The following is a 16235-nucleotide window of genomic DNA, read 5'->3' as shown; positions in this document are numbered from 1 at the left end:
AGGGCGACGCGCTGTTGCTGGCCGCCGGACAGCTGCGATGGCTTGCGGGCCGAGAATTGCGACAGCTGCACCATTTCCAGAACCTCGCCGGCGCGCTTGCGGGCCTCTGACTTGCTCTTGCCCAGCATCTCCAGCCCGAAGCCCACGTTGTCGAGGACCGTCATGTGGGGGAACAGCGCGTAGTTCTGGAACACGGTGTTGATCGGGCGCTTGTGCGGCGGCAGGCCCTCGATCTCTTCGCCGAAAAGAAAGATGCCGCCTTCGGTCACGTCCTCGAACCCGGCGATCATCCGCAGAAGCGTGGTCTTGCCACAGCCCGAGGGGCCGAGCAGCGTAAAGAACTCATTGTCCGAAATCGTCAGTGACACCTGTTTGAGTGCCGTGAAGGTGCCGTAACGCTTGACGGCGTTTCGCACCTCGATCGCGTCGTTTGTCTTTCTGGTCACGCCTGTCCCGCCCAAGTGTCCGTTTCCCTGCGGCAGAGCATAGGGATATGCGCCCGGATGCCAGAAGAAACGACTGCCTCAGCGCGCCTTAGCTTCAGCCTAATCGGCCAGGAAACAGCGGATTTCGCGTTGTTTTCCCAAGGTGTCGAGGGGTGCGCCCAAAAGATGGGCGCATCTGGGTAAAATCAGGGCGAATTGTAAATTCGAGGATCAGCGCAGCTCGTCGAGCAGCGCGTCCATCATCGAGTCGCAGGCCGTCAGCTGGCCGCGTTCCAGGTATTCGTCGGGCTTGTGCCCCTGGCCTTCCATGCTGCCCGGTCCGCAGACAACGGTGGGGATGCCCAGGGCGTCGAAGAACCCCGCCTCGGTACCAAAGGCGACCTTGGTCAGGTCCTGCGTCCGGGCCAGCCGTTGGGTCAGGCGCGTGACCTCGGCATCCGGCGCGGTGTCGAGGCCGGGATAGCCCGTGACCTCTTGCAGGTCGATGGCGGTGCCGTGCCGTTCTGCGATCTGAGAGGCCAGCGCCCTGATCCGCGCCACGAGGTTCGCTGGCGCATCGGCGGCGAGGTGGCGGAACTCGAACAACAACTCGGCCCGGTCGGGCACGATGTTGAGCACGGTGCCGCCCTTGAGCACACCGGCATGAACGGTGCTGTAGGGCACGGCATAATCTGCGTCCCGCGCGCCGTGCCGGGCCAGATCGTCCTGCAGCCCGCGCAGGCCGGTGACAAGGTCCGCCGCAAGGTGCAGCGCGTTAGTGAACCGTGGCGCCAGCGCGGAATGCCCGGCCTCGCCGTGGCAGATGGCACGCAGCCCCTGCTTGCCCTTGTGGCCCACGGCCACCCGCATTTCGGTCGGTTCGCCCACGATGCAGGCACGAGGCAGGCCGATGGCTGGTTCCAGCGCGTCGATCATCCGGGCGATCCCGACACAACCCACCTCTTCGTCATAGGATATCGCCAGTTTCAGGGGTTCGCGCAGCGGGGCTTGCGATGCCCGGTCCGCCGCCGCCAGCATCGAGGCCAGGAATCCCTTCATGTCGGTGGTGCCGCGCCCGAACAGCCTGTTGCCCTCGCTCGTCAGCCTGAACGGGTCGCGCGTCCACTCCTGCCCCTCGACCGGCACGACATCGGTATGCGCCGAGAGCATCACTCCGGCGCCCTCAGGCCCGATGCTGGCATAGAGCCCGGCCTTCGGCTCGGACGGGTCCGCCACGCGGGTCACGGCAAAGCCGCGCGACTTCAGGAAGTCCTCGACATAGGCGATCAGATCCAGATTGGACCGGGTGCTGACCGTGTCGAATGAAATGAGCCGGTCGAGGATCTCCAGCGTCTGCGTCATCAGGTGAGCGTCTCCAGGATTGCCAGTACCTCGTCCGCGCGGGTGGCCGGGTTCACGATGCAGAGGCGAAAGACCATCTCGCCCCATACGATCATCTCTGCCTCGTCCATGTTCTGCGGGCGGAAGAGGATCACTGTCAACTGCGGGTCAAGCAGCAGGTCGAGCCCCGGCATGGCGTCGATGCCTTTGGCGATGTCCTCTGCGACCTGCCGGGTGGTGGCGATGGCCTTGGCGTAGGCCTCGGTCCCGTGCATCGCCAGAGAGAACCAGAGCAGCAGGCCCCGTGCCCGCCGGGTCAGGTGCAGTGCGTAATCGGACGGGTTCCAGTGGGTCTTGTCCACCGTGTCGAGGTAGACTGTCTGTTGCCCATGCGCCGCCGCGCCGTGGCCGGCGTCACGATAGAGCAGCGCGCAGTTGTCGTAGGGAGCAAAGAGCCACTCGTGCAGATCGACAATCAGGCTGTCGGTCCGTTCGATCCCGTCGAAGGCGGGCCGCATCGCGGGGGCGGCCAAGGCCGCGCCGCCATAGGCACCGTCGACATGCAGCCAGAGGCCATGCGCCTGTGCAAGGTCTGCCAGCCCGGCGATGTCGTCCACCGCGCCGCAGTTGGTCGCGCCGCCATTGGCGACGATGGCAAAGACCGCCTCGGAGAGATGCGGGATGGCGGCCTGCGCGGTCATGCGCCCGGTTTCGTCCGCTTCGACCGCAATGACCGCGACATTCATGACCCGGGCGACCGCCTGGATCGAGCTGTGCGCCTCGGAGGAACAGAGGATGGCACCGCACCCCTCGCAGGGCCGGTAGCGCCGGTGCCATTCCCGCGCGGCGTGCAGGGCCGAAAGGTTGCCCAGCGTGCCGCCCGCGACAAAGACGCCGCCCGCGCTGGCCGGCCAGCCGGCAAGGTCCGCGATCCAGCGCAGCGTCTGGTTTCCGCGTGGATGGCGCCCGCACCGCCGTCCCAGTTGCCGGCAAAGATTCCCGCCGCGCCAAGCGCCGCGTCGAAACTCAGCGCCGCGCGGCTGGGGGCCGAGGCGACGAAGGACAGGCTGGTCGGGTGACCGAACGGCCGGGTCGACGGCACGATGGTGTCCGAGAACAGGCCGAAGGCCTTGTCGGCGCCGATGCCGTCGGCGGTGATTGATCCGCCCGGCACGGGCTCCAGCGCGGCAAAAGCCTGCGCCGTGTTTCGGGTCCGGCCCCTCGGCAATGCGCCGTTCGGTCCAGTCGAGGATCGCGCGGGTCGCCTCGGGCGCGAAGGGAACGGCGTCGTCGCTCACTCTGCTGCCAACTCCGTGATTTCGCGTCGGAAGGGCAGAGCGTCGCCGATGTTCTCTCCGTCCAGTTCCCGAGCATAGCGGTGTCCCGCGTAGGTTGCCCAGGCGATGGGGCCGGGTGCCTCGGCGTCGCCGATGATCCGGACCGTTTTGATTTCCGCATCGGCCCAATCGGTCTCGCGCGCCTTGAGGTCCGCATAGACCTGATTGCTTTCCAGTTTCGAGGCCACGACAACCACCGCGTCACAGCCCAGTTCTGAGGTGCGGTCGGTGTAAGTGCAGTTGGTCACGACATGGCCCTTGCCGATCCGGGTGACGCCCCGGTTCAGCACGATCTCGACCCCCATTTCGGCCAGCCGCTTGTGGATCGTGTGCTGTTCCAGCGTGTTGACCGTCCAGTCCGACAGATAGGCCGAAGGCGTGACGATGGTCACCTCGCAACCCTCCTGCCGCAGCAGTTCGGCCAACACGCCGCCCATGTAATAGTGGTCGTCATCGTAGATCACGACATGGCCCGAGGGGCGCTTGCCATCCATGATGTCATCGGGCGTGTAGATCGACATGCTGTCGTCCATCGGCATCGGCACCACATGCTGGCGGCTGACCCCGTCACGGCGCCACTTGGCGCCGGTGGCCAGGCACACGTGTTCGAAGCCGAATTCGAGGATGCTCTCCGCGTCCAGTTCACTGTCGAAATAGCTTTGTACGTTGGGTTTCTGGCTGATCTGGTATTCGCGGTAGTCCGCCACCCGCCCCCAGGCCGACAGGCCCGGCAGCAACCTCTCGCGCGCCACGCGCCCGCCCAGGGCGGTGCCGGCCTCGGCCAGCGCCACGTCATAGCCGCGTTCCGCCAGCGCGCGCGTCGCCTCCAGCCCGGCGGGGCCGGAGCCGACCACCAGCACCGACTGGCTGGCCCCCTTGGCGTTCATCCGTTCCGGATGCCAGCCCTTGCGCCATTCCTCCATGAAGGTCGGGTTCTGGGTGCAGCGGCTGATCGACATGGTCATGTCGCCGGTGATGCAGATGTTGCAGCCGATGCATTCGCGGATGTCGTCGATCCGCCCTTCCTCGACCTTCTTCGGCAGGAAGGGATCGGCAATCGAGGGCCGCGCACACCCGATGGCGTCCAGCGTACCCTGCCGGATCATCCGCGCCATCACGTCGGGCGAGGTAAAGCGACCGACCCCCACCACGGGTTTCGACGACAACTCGCGGATGCCCTTGACCAGCGCCTCTTGCGCGGCCTCCTCCTTGAAGCGGCTTGGGCCCGAACAATCCTCCCAGGTGCCGTGCGCGAGGTCCCACAGGTCCGGCAGGTCCTTGTTCATCTCGACGAAGTCGCGCACCTCGGCATTGGAAAAGCCCAGGTCGCCGATGGTTTCGTCCAGCGAGACCCGCAGCGTGATCCCCATCGTGTCCCCCACCGCGTCGCGCATGTCCGCGATCACCTCGCGCGCGAACCGCGAGCGGTTTTCCAGCGAGCCGCCGTATTCGTCGTCGCGCATGTTGGTGGCGCGGCTGAGGAAGTGCTGAAAGATGCCGAACCCATGCGCGCCGTACAGGCAGATCAGGTCGAACCCGGCCGCCTTGGACCGCTTGGCCGCGTTCACGAACCAGCGGCGCAGGTCCTTGATTTCACCCTTGGACAGGGCGCGCGCCTGTACCGGGTCATTGGTAAAGGTCCGGATCGGCCCCGGCGACACCGCCAAGGGCACCTCCTTGGTATAAAGGTTCGGCCCGTTGATCCCGGAATAAGCCAGCTGGATGCCTGCCAGCGCGCCGTGTTCCTTCATCTTGCCGGCCATCTTCGCCAGCATCGGGATGTCCTTGTCCTCCCACAGGCGCAGCTCGATGAACGGCGTGATTTCCGAGGTGTGGTGCATCTCGCATTGTTCGGTGAACACCACGCCCCAGCCGCCCTCGGACTTGATCCCGCGCATGGCGGCGGCGGCGGAGGGGTCGCGATAGCCGCCCCCGTTGCAATGCGGCACCTGGTAGAACCGGTTTTTCGCGGTCACCGGCCCGATGGCCAGCGGTTCGAAAAGAATGTCGTAACGGGGGTCGCGCAAGGTCTGCTCCATCATCTGTCGGGCGCAGGATACCCATCGGGCAAGGGCCCGAAAGTCCGCCCTGCGAAAGCGTTGCTTAGGAAGGCGCTAAGCCGGGACGATGGGTTCGCCGCCGATGCGGGCCAGCTTGCCAGCGCGCACCAGGTCGCTGCCGTATTCGATGAAGGCCCGCACCGCGTTCGACCGGTCCGCGTCCTGCGCCGTGAGGAACCCCATGCGCAGGGGCCGGACGGCGCCCGTGATCGGCACGCAGCGCACCGGGTTGCCGTCCGGCGCGCTGTCGCTCAGCGGGCGGACATTGGCGATGGAATAGCCGAAATCATTGGCGACAAGGCTGCGCATCACCGCCATGTCGCGGGTGCGCTCGGCGATCACCGGCTTGCCGCCGACGGCGTCGAAGAAGGACAGGAAGTAATCGGCGCTCAGCGGCAGGTCCAGCAGGACCATCGGGTGATCCTTGAGTTCCTCTATCGACACGGCGTCGCGCCCCGCCAACGGGTGCCCGGTGCCCATCAGCGCGATAGGTGGCAGGCGGACGAGGCCGGTAAACTGCAGGTCGGCGGGCACGTCCAGGTCATAGGTCAGCGCCAGGTCGATCTCGGATCGGCGCAGGGCGCTGAACAGCTCGACCTGGTTCAATTCAACCTGCCGCAACCGCACCTCGGGGTACTGCGCCTCGAACCCGCGCCTGAGCCCCGGCAGGACCAGTTGGGCAAAGGTCAGAAGGCAGCCGACCGACAAGGGTCCGCGCACCTTTCCCGCGATGTCGCCGGCGATGTCGTTCATCGCTGCCGCCTCGCGCAGCACCAGCCGCGCCTGTTCCATCATCTGCCGCCCGCCCTGCGTCAGCGACAGGCCCTGCGCGTGTTGGCGTACGAAAAGTGGCAGGCCGAATTCCTGTTCCAGCTGGGCAATGGCGGCGGAAATCGACGGCGAAGAGACGTTGATCCGCTCAGAGGCGCGCGCAATGCTGCCCGCCTCGCCCACGGCGACGAAATATTCCAGTTGCCGGAGGGTGTAGCGCAGCATTCCGCGTCCTTGAACAGTTGGCCTGTTCAAGCTTTGTCCAAGCGTCCCGGGGTTGCAAGCGCGCTGCGCGCGGCTCATTCGTCCCCGGGGACCCCGTAGGAGGGCGCCTCGCGCGGGTCCAGCGCGCGCTGGACGTAGGCGTCCAGTTGCCCCTTGTAGACCTCCCAGGCGGTCGCCACCGCCTCGATCGGACAATCCTCGGTCCAGTCGCAGCGCAGGTCGGCAACGGGCCAGGGCACCTTGTCCACCAGCATCATCCCCGCCGAATGCACCGGTCCGGCCTCACCGCCCGCCGCCAGCCCTGCGCGCATCGCGGCAATCAGCCTGTCACCCAGGTGGCCCTGGGCCGTCTCGAACCCGGCGACGATGGCCGCCGGCACGCCGTCGTTGTCCAGCAGGTTCCCGCCAGAGGCCACGTCACGCCCCTGCGCCTGCGTCCATATCCCTAGCGAGTTCGGCCCCGAATGGATCGCCGTGCCACCGGAAGAATCCACCGCCAGCACCTGCCGGTACTCGATGAACTTGCCGCGCTTCTGCACCTCGGCCAGGGCCTCTGCCGCGCTCATGCCGCCCGCCATCAGGTCCAGCGCCAGCGGCCCCAGCGTCGGATCGGTCACGTTCTGCGAAGCCACGGCGCCGACGCCGGCCCGCGCATAGGAACAGCGTGCCGCCACCGCCGGGGAAGACGACGAAATCGCCACCCCGAACATGCCCGTGTCGGCGCATCTTGCGACAAGTGAAAAGGTCATTCCCGCCCCCTGTGTTTCTTCTTGGTGAAAATACCCAACTCTTCGGACTCAATCGGGAATGACGGCGGTGGCGTCGATCTCGACCAGCCACTCGGGCCGCGCCAGCGCCTGCACGACAAGACCGGTGCAGACCGGGTGAACGCCCTTGATGTATTCCCCCATGACCCGGTAGATCGCCTCGCGGTGGCGCACGTCGGTGATATAGACAACCAGCTTGACCACATGGCTCATCTCGCCCCCGGCTTCCTCGACAAGCTGGCGGATGTTCTGCATCACCTTGTGGGTCTGCTCTGCTGGATCGTGGCTGTCGATGTTCCTGGCCGTGTCCAGATCCTGCGGGCACTGACCGCGCATCCAGACCGTGCTGCCGCCACGCGTGACGACCGCCTGGCACAGGTCGTTGTCCAGGCTCTGTTCCGGGTATGTGTCGCGCGTGTTGAACGTGCGGATGCGCTTGTGCGCCATGTCGGTCTCCTGTCGATGCATCACGGCGAACATCCCCTTGCGCAGGGTCCGGCGGAAAGAACCGATAGCCTCATCGTCGCTTAGGGCACCCCTAACCGCGCTTAGCCTGACCCCAAGCAAGGCTTCACGAAAACCGTGTTTCGGTGGGGACAGGCCCGGCCCTAGGGTGCCCGGCAATGATGGATCGGAGGACCGCGGGAATGGAAAGCACGGATACGGTTGTCGTTGGCGGCGGTCAGGCCGGCATCGCGATGAGCGAGCACCTGGGCAAGCTGGGCGTGCCCCATATCGTGCTGGAGCGTGATCGCATCGCCGAACGCTGGCGCACCGGGCGCTGGGACTCGCTGGTGGCCAATGGTCCGGCCTGGCATGACCGTTTCCCGAACATGGAGTTCGACTGCGACGGCGATGCCTTCCCGGACAAGGAAAGCGTGGCCGATTATTTCGTCGCCTATGCCAAGAAGATCGGCGCGCCGCTACGTACCGGCGTCGAGGTGACCTCCGTCACCCCGCTGGACGGGCGGCCCGGGTTCCGGGTCGAGACCTCGCAAGGTGTGATCGAGGCGCGGCATGTCGTGGCGGCCACCGGCCCGTTCCAGCGCCCCGCCATCCCGCCGATCCTGCCCGAGGATGCCGGACCGATGCAAATGCACTCCAACGCCTATCGCAATCCCGACCAGCTGCCGGAAGGCGCGGTGCTGGTCGTTGGCGGCGGGTCCTCCGGTGTGCAGATCGCCGAGGAACTGATGAAGGCGGGGCGCCGCGTCTATCTTTCTATGGGTCCGCACGACCGTCCGCCGCGCCGCTATCGTGGGCGCGACAACGTCTGGTGGCTGGGTGTATTGGGCAAGTGGAACGCGGATTCACCCGGCCCGGGGACCGAGCATGTCACCATCGCGGTCAGTGGCGCCGAGGGCGGCAAGACCGTGGATTTCCGCAAGCTGGCGGAACAGGGCATGACCCTGCTGGGCATGACCGCGGGCTATGAGAACGGCAAGCTGCGGTTTGCGCCGGATCTGAAAGAGAACCTCGACAAGGGCGACGCCAATTACCTTTCGGTCCTGGACGAGGCGGATGCCTATATCGCCCGTCATGGACTGGATCTGCCGGAAGAGCCGGAGGCGCGCATCATCCCGGACGACCCCGCCTGCGTGCGTGACCCGATCCTTGAGCTGGACCTGGCCGAGGCCGGGATCGGCACGGTGCTCTGGGCGACGGGCTATGCCTTCGACTTCGGCTGGATCAAGGCCGATACCTTCGATGATCGCGGCCGTCCGATCCACCAGCGCGGCGTGTCCGAGGAGCCGGGGCTCTATTTCGTCGGGTTGCCCTGGCAGAGCCGCCGGGGGTCGTCCTTTATCTGGGGTGTCTGGCACGATGCCAAGTTCATCGCCGACCAGATCGACATCCAGCGCGGCTACATGGCATATCAGGGCAATGCCCGCCGCGTGACAGAGGATGCCTGACGCCCATGAAACTGGCCCTGTACCAGGGGGCGCCCACCGATGGCGACATCGAGGGCGCCTTTGACCGCATCGAACGCGCCCTGACTGCGGCCAGCGCGATGGGCGCGCGCATGGCCGTCTTCCCCGAACTGTTCCTGCCCGGCTACAACCGCCCCGACCTGCATTCCGCCCTGTCACAGGAACAGGACGGTGACTGGGAGCGCCGCCTTGCCGATCTGTGCCGGGTGGCGGGGGTCGGGCTGACCCTGGGCTGGGCTGAACGCGATGGCGATACGGTCTTCAACGCCGCCAGCTGTTTCGACCCTACCGGCGCGAAACTGGCGCATTACCGCAAGGTGCAATTGTTCGGTCCGATGGAGGCGGCGAGTTTCGCGCCGGGCGAGGCCTATTGCACCTTCGACCTGGGCGGTTTCCGGGCCGCGCTGCTGATCTGTTACGACGTGGAATTTGCCCATCACGTCACGGCGCTGTCCCGGCGCGGTGTCGACCTGTTGCTGGTGCCGACGGCAAACCCGGCGGGGTTCGAGAATGTCGCCGACGTGCTGGTGCCCGCGCGCGCCTTTGAGAACGCGATGACGGTGGTCTATGCGAATTACCACGGCAGTGAGGCAGGCCTGGAATTTGGCGGTCACTCTTCCATCGTCGGGCCGGACGGCAATGTGCTGGCACGGGCCGGGGCGGGCGAGGCGCTGTTGATCGCCGATCTCGGGCATCGCGACAGGCTGGATTCCGCTTTTCTCAGCACCCAGAACCGGGATCGGCGCGAGATCGAGTAGGCAGGGGTCTTATTCGCCGTCGCTGACCGCCGCCCAGTCCAGTTCGAACCGCGCAAGGTACTTGCGCAGCCGGTCCGCATCATTGGTCGAGGTGCGTTTCGCGCGTGAGGCGGCGAAGAGGCTGCGGCCCGCCGCGCTGAGGCTGGCAGAGTTGCGGCAACAGCGGATCACCTCGGCCAGTTGCACCAGGTCGAAACGGTCGATCTCGGCGGCGGCCTCGCCCAGTACCTCCCGGACAAGCCTTGCATCGCCATCGGCCTCGGCGCTGCGCCAGTCGGCCTGCAGAGTGGCGATCTCATCCTCGACCATCGCCAGGGTGATCCGCCCCCGCGGGGCCAGCACGCACAGCCGCCGGATCGACCCGCCGAAATCGCGGAAATTGCCGGGCCAGGGCGTGCCCGGATCGGAGGCAAACCTCAGGTAACGGTCGCGGGCATCGGTGTTGAAGCCCACGCGGTTGCCGAGGTCCTTTTCAGCCCGGTCCAGTTCAAAGCGCAGGTTGGGCTCGATGTCCTCGCGCCGCTCACGCAGGGCGGGCAGGCGGAAACTCCACATGTTCAGGCGCGCCAGCAGGTCGGAACGGAACAGCCCCTCAGCCGTTAAAGCGCGCAGGTCACGGTTCGCGCCCGCGATGACCTGGAACCGGCTTGTCACTTCGCTATCCGAGCCCAGTGGATAAAATCGCCCGCTTTCGATGGCGTGCAACAGGATCGACTGCTCCTTGAGGCCCAGTTCGTCCACCTCGTCGAGGAACAGCACCCCGCCGTCCGCCTCGCGTAAGAGCCCGCTGCGTTCGGTCCCTGCCTGCCCGGTAAAGCTGCGTCGCTGGCCGAACAGCGTGGCCCGCGCATCCTGGCCGCGCAGCGTGGCGCAGTTTACATGGACCAGCCGGCCCTTGAGCCGACGCCTGTCCAGTTTCAGCGAATAGATGCGCTCGGCCAGCTGCGTCTTGCCGGTGCCGGTCTCCCCCAGCAGCAGGATCGGCTCATTGGAATTGCTGGCCACCAGTTCGATCCGGTCGATCAACGCGTTGTAGGCGGGGTTCGAGGTCGCGATCCCGCCTTTCAACTGGTCGCTGTATTCGCGGGACAGCTGATCGAACCGCTGTTGCAGCGCGTTGTAGCGGCTGAGGTCGAGGTCGATGAGGTCGAACTTGGCCTTGTCCTCTTCCCGGCCCGGCGGGCCGGTCTGGATCAGCCGGGCGGGGATGTGGCGGCTTTCGGTCAGCAGGAACCAGCAGATCTGCGCCACATGCGTGCCTGTGGTCAGGTGAACATGATACCTCTCGCGGTCCTCGTCGAATCCGTAGCCGCGGGCAAAGTCGAAGAGCTTGCCGTAGACCTCCTGGAAATCCCAGGGATCGGATAGGTCGAGGTTGCGCAGCATGACCTCTGTCTGCGGATTGGTTTCCTGCACCTCGGTCCGGACGATGTCGGCAAGATCCCTGAACCGCATGTCATAGAGGATTTCGAGCCGGTCGACGGGGAAGCCGTCATGCGTGACCAGACTCACCGTGGGCTTCCAGCGCCGCCTGCGCCCCATGTCGAGCTGCGTTCCGAGGAATCCGAGGACGACGTTGCGCATGTGGTTATCCAGAATGATAAATCAATATCTAACGATATCGTAACGAGGTGGGGGGATTCCGGCAATGCCCAGATTAGTCATTTGAATTCAGTGCCTTGACTGAATTTTCATTTTTCCTCGGGCGACCGCCTTGCTCATGGCAAAACATCCTCACCAACAACGAAGGAACAGAGCAATGGCAAACAAATCCGTGTTTGCATCGATCCGGGGCCGGTTGCTGCCCAAGGCAACCACCGTGAACGCCGAAGGCGCGCCGGCCTACGCCTATTCCGATGCACATGCCCTGGCGCAGATGGCGGCCACAGGCACATTCGGTGGCCTGTTCTACCAGTCCGCCCAGGATGAACTGACCCGTGTGGTTGCGCTTGCCGAAAAGGTCGAACCGGCCTTCCTGGCGCAGACGGCGATCTATGCCCGCCAGTCGGGCTACATGAAGGACATGCCGGCGGTGCTTCTGGCGGTGCTGGCGCGGCGCGATCCGGCGCTCTTCCGGGCGGTCTTTGGCCGCGTGGTGGATCACGGCAAGATGCTGCGGACCTTCGTGCAGATCGTGCGGTCGGGCCAGACCGGGCGCAAGTCGCTGGGCTCGGCGCCCAAGGCGATGGTGCAGCACTGGCTGAACACGGCCTCGGACCGGGCCATCCTGAACGCCAATATCGGCAACGATCCGTCGCTGAAGGACGTGATCAGGATGGTGCACCCGAAGCCGGAGACGGCAGAGCGCGAGGCGCTGTTCGCCTGGATCGTCGGGCGTCCCTGCGACGTGTCGAAACTGCCGGAGGCTGTGCAGGACTGGATGACCTTCAACGAAGGGGCCGACGGGGACTTGCCCGACGTGCCGTTCCAGATGCTGACGCAACTGCCGCTGACCGCGGACCACTGGGCGCAGATCGCGCGCAAGGGCTCGTGGCAGATGGTGCGCCAGAACCTGAACACCTTCCTGCGCAAGGGCGTCTTCGCCGATGCGCGGATGGTGGAACAGGTCGCGGCAAAGCTGCGAGACCCCAAGGCGGTCTCGAAGGCGCGGGCCTTTCCGTACCAGATGATGGTTGCGGCCAAGCACGCGAGCGACGAGATGCCCCGCGAGATCGTGGATGCCTTGCATGACGCGATGGAGTTGGCGGTGCGCAACGTGCCGAAGGTCTCTGGCGAGGTCGTGGTCTGCCCGGACGTCTCGGCGTCGATGACATGGCCGGTGACCGGCTACCGCAAGGGCGCAAGCTCGGCGGTGCGTCACGTGGACGTGGCCGCATTGGTTGCGGCGTCGTTCATGCGGGTGAACCGCAAGTGCCAGGTTCTGCCGTTCGAGGTGACGGTGCGCAACGCACGCCTGAACCCGCGCGACACGATCCTGACCAACGCGGATCGCCTGTCGGCCCTGGCCGGGGGCGGGACCAACTGTTCGGCACCGCTGCGGCAGCTCAACGAGCGTCATCGCGCACCGGACCTTGTGGTCTTCGTGTCCGATAACCAGTCCTGGGTGGATGCCCGGGGCGGGCGCCAGTCGACGGCGATGATGCACGAATGGGCGGCGCTGAAACGGCGCAACCCGCAGGCCAAGCTGGTCTGTATCGACATCGCGCCCTACGGCACGACGCAGGCGCAGACTCGTGAGGACGTGCTGAACATCGGCGGGTTCTCGGACGCGGTCTTTGACCGGATCGCGGATTTCGCGAAGGGCCGGCAAGGGTCCGAGCACTGGGTGCAGGAGATCGAGAAGATCGAGCTCTGAGCATCTGACACCAAAGGGTCAGGCGGAATGCCGACGGGACTACATTTTCAGGACATGTACCTGTCTCGTCATTTTCTTGTCCGCCTGACCCATCGGAACATGGACGGAAAGGATTCAATCCCGGCGAATGCCGGCGGAACTACAGCGCTGTTAACGCCCAGGTTGCGGGTTCGAATCCCGTCGCGGCCGCCACACACCATTCACGGGCAGGGTTTTCCCGCCTGTCGGATCGGTGCCCCAACGGGGACTATGGCCGCGTAGCTCAACGGAAGAGCAGGTCATGTTTCGCCACCCCTTAGTCGCCGGGACAAATTGCCAGGGATTAGCTCAGTTTGGCAGAGTGCCGCACCCGGACTGCGGAAGCCGAAGGTTCGAATCCTTCATCCCTGACCATTTCATCCGGGAGGAATGCCTGCGGGGTTACTTGTCTTTCACACATGCCACACCTCGCAACTCCTTGTCCTCCCGGCCAAATTCGAAAGGAAATCCCCGGCGAATGCCGAAGGAACTACATGCCTCCAACCAGACCGGGTCACCAGGCGGTTCGATTCCGCCTTTGGCAATCGCCCAGACGGCAAACGCGCGTCACGCGCGGGGCGGGTTCCGGACATGTTTCTTCACCCTTGTCGCCGGGGGCCATTTCAGGAGATGTTTTCATGACGATGTCGGATGAAGCCACGTTTGACCCGGTCACCGGGCACCACCTCAAGGACTGGGGCCACCGCCCTGGCAAGCATTTCCCCGTTCTGCTGGAAAAGGCGAACGCGATGCGTGCCGAGGGTTACGGCCTTGTGCGCATCCGCCAGGAATTGGATGGAATGGCCCCGCCAGAGCCGGACACGCTGGCGCTGCGCGCGCCCGGCGAATTGGCCTTTTCCGAGAACATCGAGATTTCGCATCCCGACGAGCAGGAGAACGTCGCCAAGGTCCGTGCCACCATGCGCGAACTGATGCGCACGCCAACGATCGAGGCCGGGGCGATCATGCCCGACGCCTGCCCGGCAGGACCGGAAGGGACGATCCCGGTCGGGGGCGTGGCGGCTGCAAGAAACGCGATCCATCCCGGGATGCATTCGGCCGACATCTGTTGTTCGGTCATGATCTCGGACATGGGGATGGCCGATCCCGGGGCGGTGCTGGACGCCGCGCAGTCGGTCACGCATTTCGGACCCGGCGGGCGCCCGCAGGGCAAACGCTATAGCCTGCCGGTCGATCTACTGGACGAGATCCGCTACAACTCCTTCCTCTGCACGCAGAAGATCCTGGGCATGGCGCAGGCGCACCTGGGGACGCAGGGGGATGGCAATCATTTCCTGTTCGTCGGACGTTCACGCAAGACCGGGCGCACGGCGATGGTCACGCACCACGGCTCTCGCGGTCCGGGGGCGGTGCTCTACAAGGAGGGGATGATCGCGGCGGAACGTTTTCGCCGAGAGCTGTCGCCCGAAACGCTGAAGCAGAACGCCTGGATTCCGGCGGATAGCGAAGAGGGGCAGGACTACTGGGACGCCCTGCAGATCATCCGCCAGTGGACCAAGACCAATCACGCGATGATCCACGACGCGACGGCGGCGGTTGCCGGGGCCGAGGTGGGCGACCGTTTCTGGAACGAGCACAACTTCGTCTTCAAGCGTGGCGATCTCTACTTTCACGGCAAGGGCGCGACCCCGGCCTGGAAGGACTATGCCGATGACGCCAGCGGGTTGACGCTGATCCCGCTGAACATGGCGCAGCCGGTCCTGGTGACGCGCGGGTTGGATGCGGCAAGCGGGCTGGGGTTCAGCCCGCATGGGGCCGGGCGCAACTTTTCCCGTTCCGAGCACCGCCGCCGCATGGGATCGGTCACGCCCGACCAGATGCTGAAGGCCGAGACAGAGGGGCTGGACATCCGGTTTCACGCCGGGGCTGTGGATGCCTCGGAACTGCCGTCCAGCTACAAGGATGCGGACAGCGTCGTGGCGCAGATCAAGTCCTACGGGCTGGCCGAGATCGAGGATTACATCGACCCATACGGCTGCATCATGGCGGGCGACGTGCCACCGTTCTGGGCCAAGAAAAAGAAGGGTGCCCGGCGCGGTGCCTGACGGGTCCCGAAGGCGGGCCGGCGCGATCAGCCCGGCCCGCTGACAATCCTGCTCAGCCGGGGCAATCCGTCCCATTTTCAAGTTTTTCGGAATAGAGTTGTCGGCAACCGCTTGCTGGCCCGGCGCCGGGCGTCAGGCTAGGTTCGGAGGAACCCCAATGTCCCAGAGGCCAATATGACCGCAAGCTACTATGCACAGATGGGGGGGCATCCTCCTCAAGAGCAGATCATGACGGATCGCGCCGTGTTCACCGACGCCTACGCGGTGATCCCCAAGGGCACGATGCGCGACATCGTCACCAGCTTTCTGCCGTTCTGGGAGGACACACGTCTGTGGGTGCTGTCGCGTCCGCTGAGCGGCTTTGCCGAGACCTTTTCCCAGTACATCATGGAAGTCGCGCCGGGCGGCGGGTCTGACCGGCCCGAAACCGATCCTGGGGCCGAAGCCGTGATTTTCGTTGTCGAGGGCACCGGTACGCTGACCATCGACGGGACGGCTCATGCGCTGGAACCCGGGAGCTTTGCCTTCCTGCCGCCCGCGACCGACTGGACCCTTCGGAACACCGGTGACGCTCTGCTGAAATTCCACTGGATCCGCAAGGCCTACGAGGCGGTCGAGGGGTTGCCCGCGCCCGAGGCCTTCGTGACCAACGAAAAGGACATTACCCCCGCCGCCATGCCGGGCACGGACGGCAAATGGGCGACCACGCGGTTCGTCGATCAGACCGACTTGCGCCATGACATGCATGTGACCGTCGTGACGTTTGAACCCGGCGGCGTGATCCCCTTTGCCGAGACCCACGTGATGGAGCACGGCCTCTACGTGCTCGAAGGCAAGGCGGTCTACCGGCTCAACTCCGACTGGGTCGAGGTCGAGGCCGGGGATTACATGTGGCTGCGCGCCTTCTGCCCACAGGCCTGCTATGCGGGCGGGCCGGGGCGGTTCCGCTACTTGCTCTACAAGGACGTGAACCGGCATATGCCGTTGCGGCTAACGCCCCGCGGCTGACTGGCGCCAAAGCAGGCCATCAAAAAGGCCGGGATGTTTTCCAAAAGTGCGCAAGCAGATGCGTTGCGCCACCGGTCCGCTGGCACGGCGGGCGTGAACTGATAGTGGTCAAGCGCCTTCGCGGAAAACAGCGAGGGCGCTTTCGTTTCAAGTAGCAGGTATGCGGGGCTTTGCTGCCGTCCGCCTAGGTGTTCAGACTGTCCAGAACCTCC

At 65.4% G+C, this 16235-nt stretch carries 13 protein-coding genes and 1 tRNA gene; 6 read left to right on the top strand and 8 right to left on the bottom strand.

Going from position 1 to position 16235, the window contains the following annotated elements:
• The 7 genes from PVW46_RS08130 to PVW46_RS08100 all read right to left on the bottom strand — a co-directional run.
• The coding region (locus PVW46_RS08130) for an ABC transporter ATP-binding protein (RefSeq protein WP_274575541.1) at nt 1-446 on the bottom strand (446 nt) is incomplete at its 3' end.
• A gap of 210 nt (nt 447-656) precedes the next feature.
• Nucleotides 657-1787: an acetylornithine deacetylase gene (gene argE / locus PVW46_RS08125; protein ID WP_069210911.1), complete on the bottom strand. Its 1131-nt coding sequence runs from the start codon at nt 1785-1787 to the stop codon at nt 657-659.
• Nucleotides 1787-3064, bottom strand: a complete 1278-nt coding sequence (locus PVW46_RS08120; RefSeq protein WP_069210912.1) for a pyridoxal phosphate-dependent decarboxylase family protein — start codon at nt 3062-3064, stop codon at nt 1787-1789. Before PVW46_RS08120 ends, argE begins: the two co-directional genes overlap by 1 nt.
• On the bottom strand, nt 3061-5130 hold the full coding sequence (locus PVW46_RS08115; RefSeq protein WP_069211010.1) for an oxidoreductase: 2070 nt from the start codon (nt 5128-5130) through the stop codon (nt 3061-3063). The genes PVW46_RS08120 and PVW46_RS08115 overlap by 4 nt, the downstream gene beginning before the upstream one ends.
• Nucleotides 5131-5217: 87 nt before the next feature.
• Nucleotides 5218-6159 (bottom strand): LysR family transcriptional regulator, encoded by a 942-nt coding sequence (locus PVW46_RS08110; RefSeq protein WP_043137175.1) that lies wholly within the window; start codon nt 6157-6159, stop codon nt 5218-5220.
• A gap of 74 nt (nt 6160-6233) precedes the next feature.
• Nucleotides 6234-6908, bottom strand: coding sequence for a DUF1028 domain-containing protein (locus PVW46_RS08105; RefSeq protein ID WP_069210913.1), 675 nt, complete (start codon nt 6906-6908; stop codon nt 6234-6236).
• Nucleotides 6909-6956: 48 nt separating this feature from the next.
• Nucleotides 6957-7373 (bottom strand): RidA family protein, encoded by a 417-nt coding sequence (locus PVW46_RS08100; protein ID WP_069211011.1) that lies wholly within the window; start codon nt 7371-7373, stop codon nt 6957-6959.
• Between the two features lie 200 nt (nt 7374-7573).
• Here PVW46_RS08100 and PVW46_RS08095 point away from each other — a divergent pair, with 200 nt between their 5' ends.
• Together PVW46_RS08095 and PVW46_RS08090 are read left to right on the top strand one after the other, a co-directional pair.
• Nucleotides 7574-8839, top strand: coding sequence for a flavin-containing monooxygenase (locus PVW46_RS08095; RefSeq protein ID WP_069210914.1), 1266 nt, complete (start codon nt 7574-7576; stop codon nt 8837-8839).
• 5 nt (nt 8840-8844) lie between these two features.
• Entirely contained in the window at nt 8845-9615 is a 771-nt protein-coding gene (locus PVW46_RS08090) for a carbon-nitrogen hydrolase family protein (protein ID WP_069210915.1), read from the top strand.
• Nucleotides 9616-9624: 9 nt separating this feature from the next.
• On the opposite strand, the gene rtcR is transcribed toward PVW46_RS08090, so the two are convergent.
• The gene (gene rtcR / locus PVW46_RS08085) at nt 9625-11199 is read right to left on the bottom strand and encodes an RNA repair transcriptional activator RtcR (protein WP_069210916.1); all 1575 of its coding nucleotides are present in this window, start codon (nt 11197-11199) and stop codon (nt 9625-9627) included.
• A 175-nt stretch (nt 11200-11374) separates the two neighbouring features.
• On the opposite strand from rtcR, the gene PVW46_RS08080 reads away from it, so the two are divergent.
• From PVW46_RS08080 to PVW46_RS08065, 4 genes are all read left to right on the top strand, one after another.
• Nucleotides 11375-12931: a TROVE domain-containing protein gene (locus PVW46_RS08080; protein ID WP_069210917.1), complete on the top strand. Its 1557-nt coding sequence runs from the start codon at nt 11375-11377 to the stop codon at nt 12929-12931.
• 316 nt (nt 12932-13247) lie between these two features.
• Nucleotides 13248-13324: transfer RNA gene (locus PVW46_RS08075), tRNA-Pro, on the top strand.
• Between the two features lie 263 nt (nt 13325-13587).
• Entirely contained in the window at nt 13588-15015 is a 1428-nt protein-coding gene (locus tag PVW46_RS08070; RefSeq protein ID WP_274575533.1) for an RtcB family protein, read from the top strand.
• Between the two features lie 174 nt (nt 15016-15189).
• Nucleotides 15190-16023 carry a bifunctional allantoicase/(S)-ureidoglycine aminohydrolase gene (locus PVW46_RS08065; protein ID WP_069210918.1) on the top strand — a complete coding sequence of 278 codons (834 nt, stop codon included), beginning with the start codon at nt 15190-15192 and terminating at the stop codon, nt 16021-16023.
• Nucleotides 16024-16235 lie beyond the last annotated feature (212 nt).

This window comes from Mameliella sp. AT18 (assembly GCF_028807275.1).
GTDB lineage: Bacteria > Pseudomonadota > Alphaproteobacteria > Rhodobacterales > Rhodobacteraceae > Antarctobacter > Antarctobacter albus.
The sequence above is the reverse complement of the archived record's forward strand: the minus strand, read 5'-3'. Positions and strand labels throughout refer to the sequence as shown.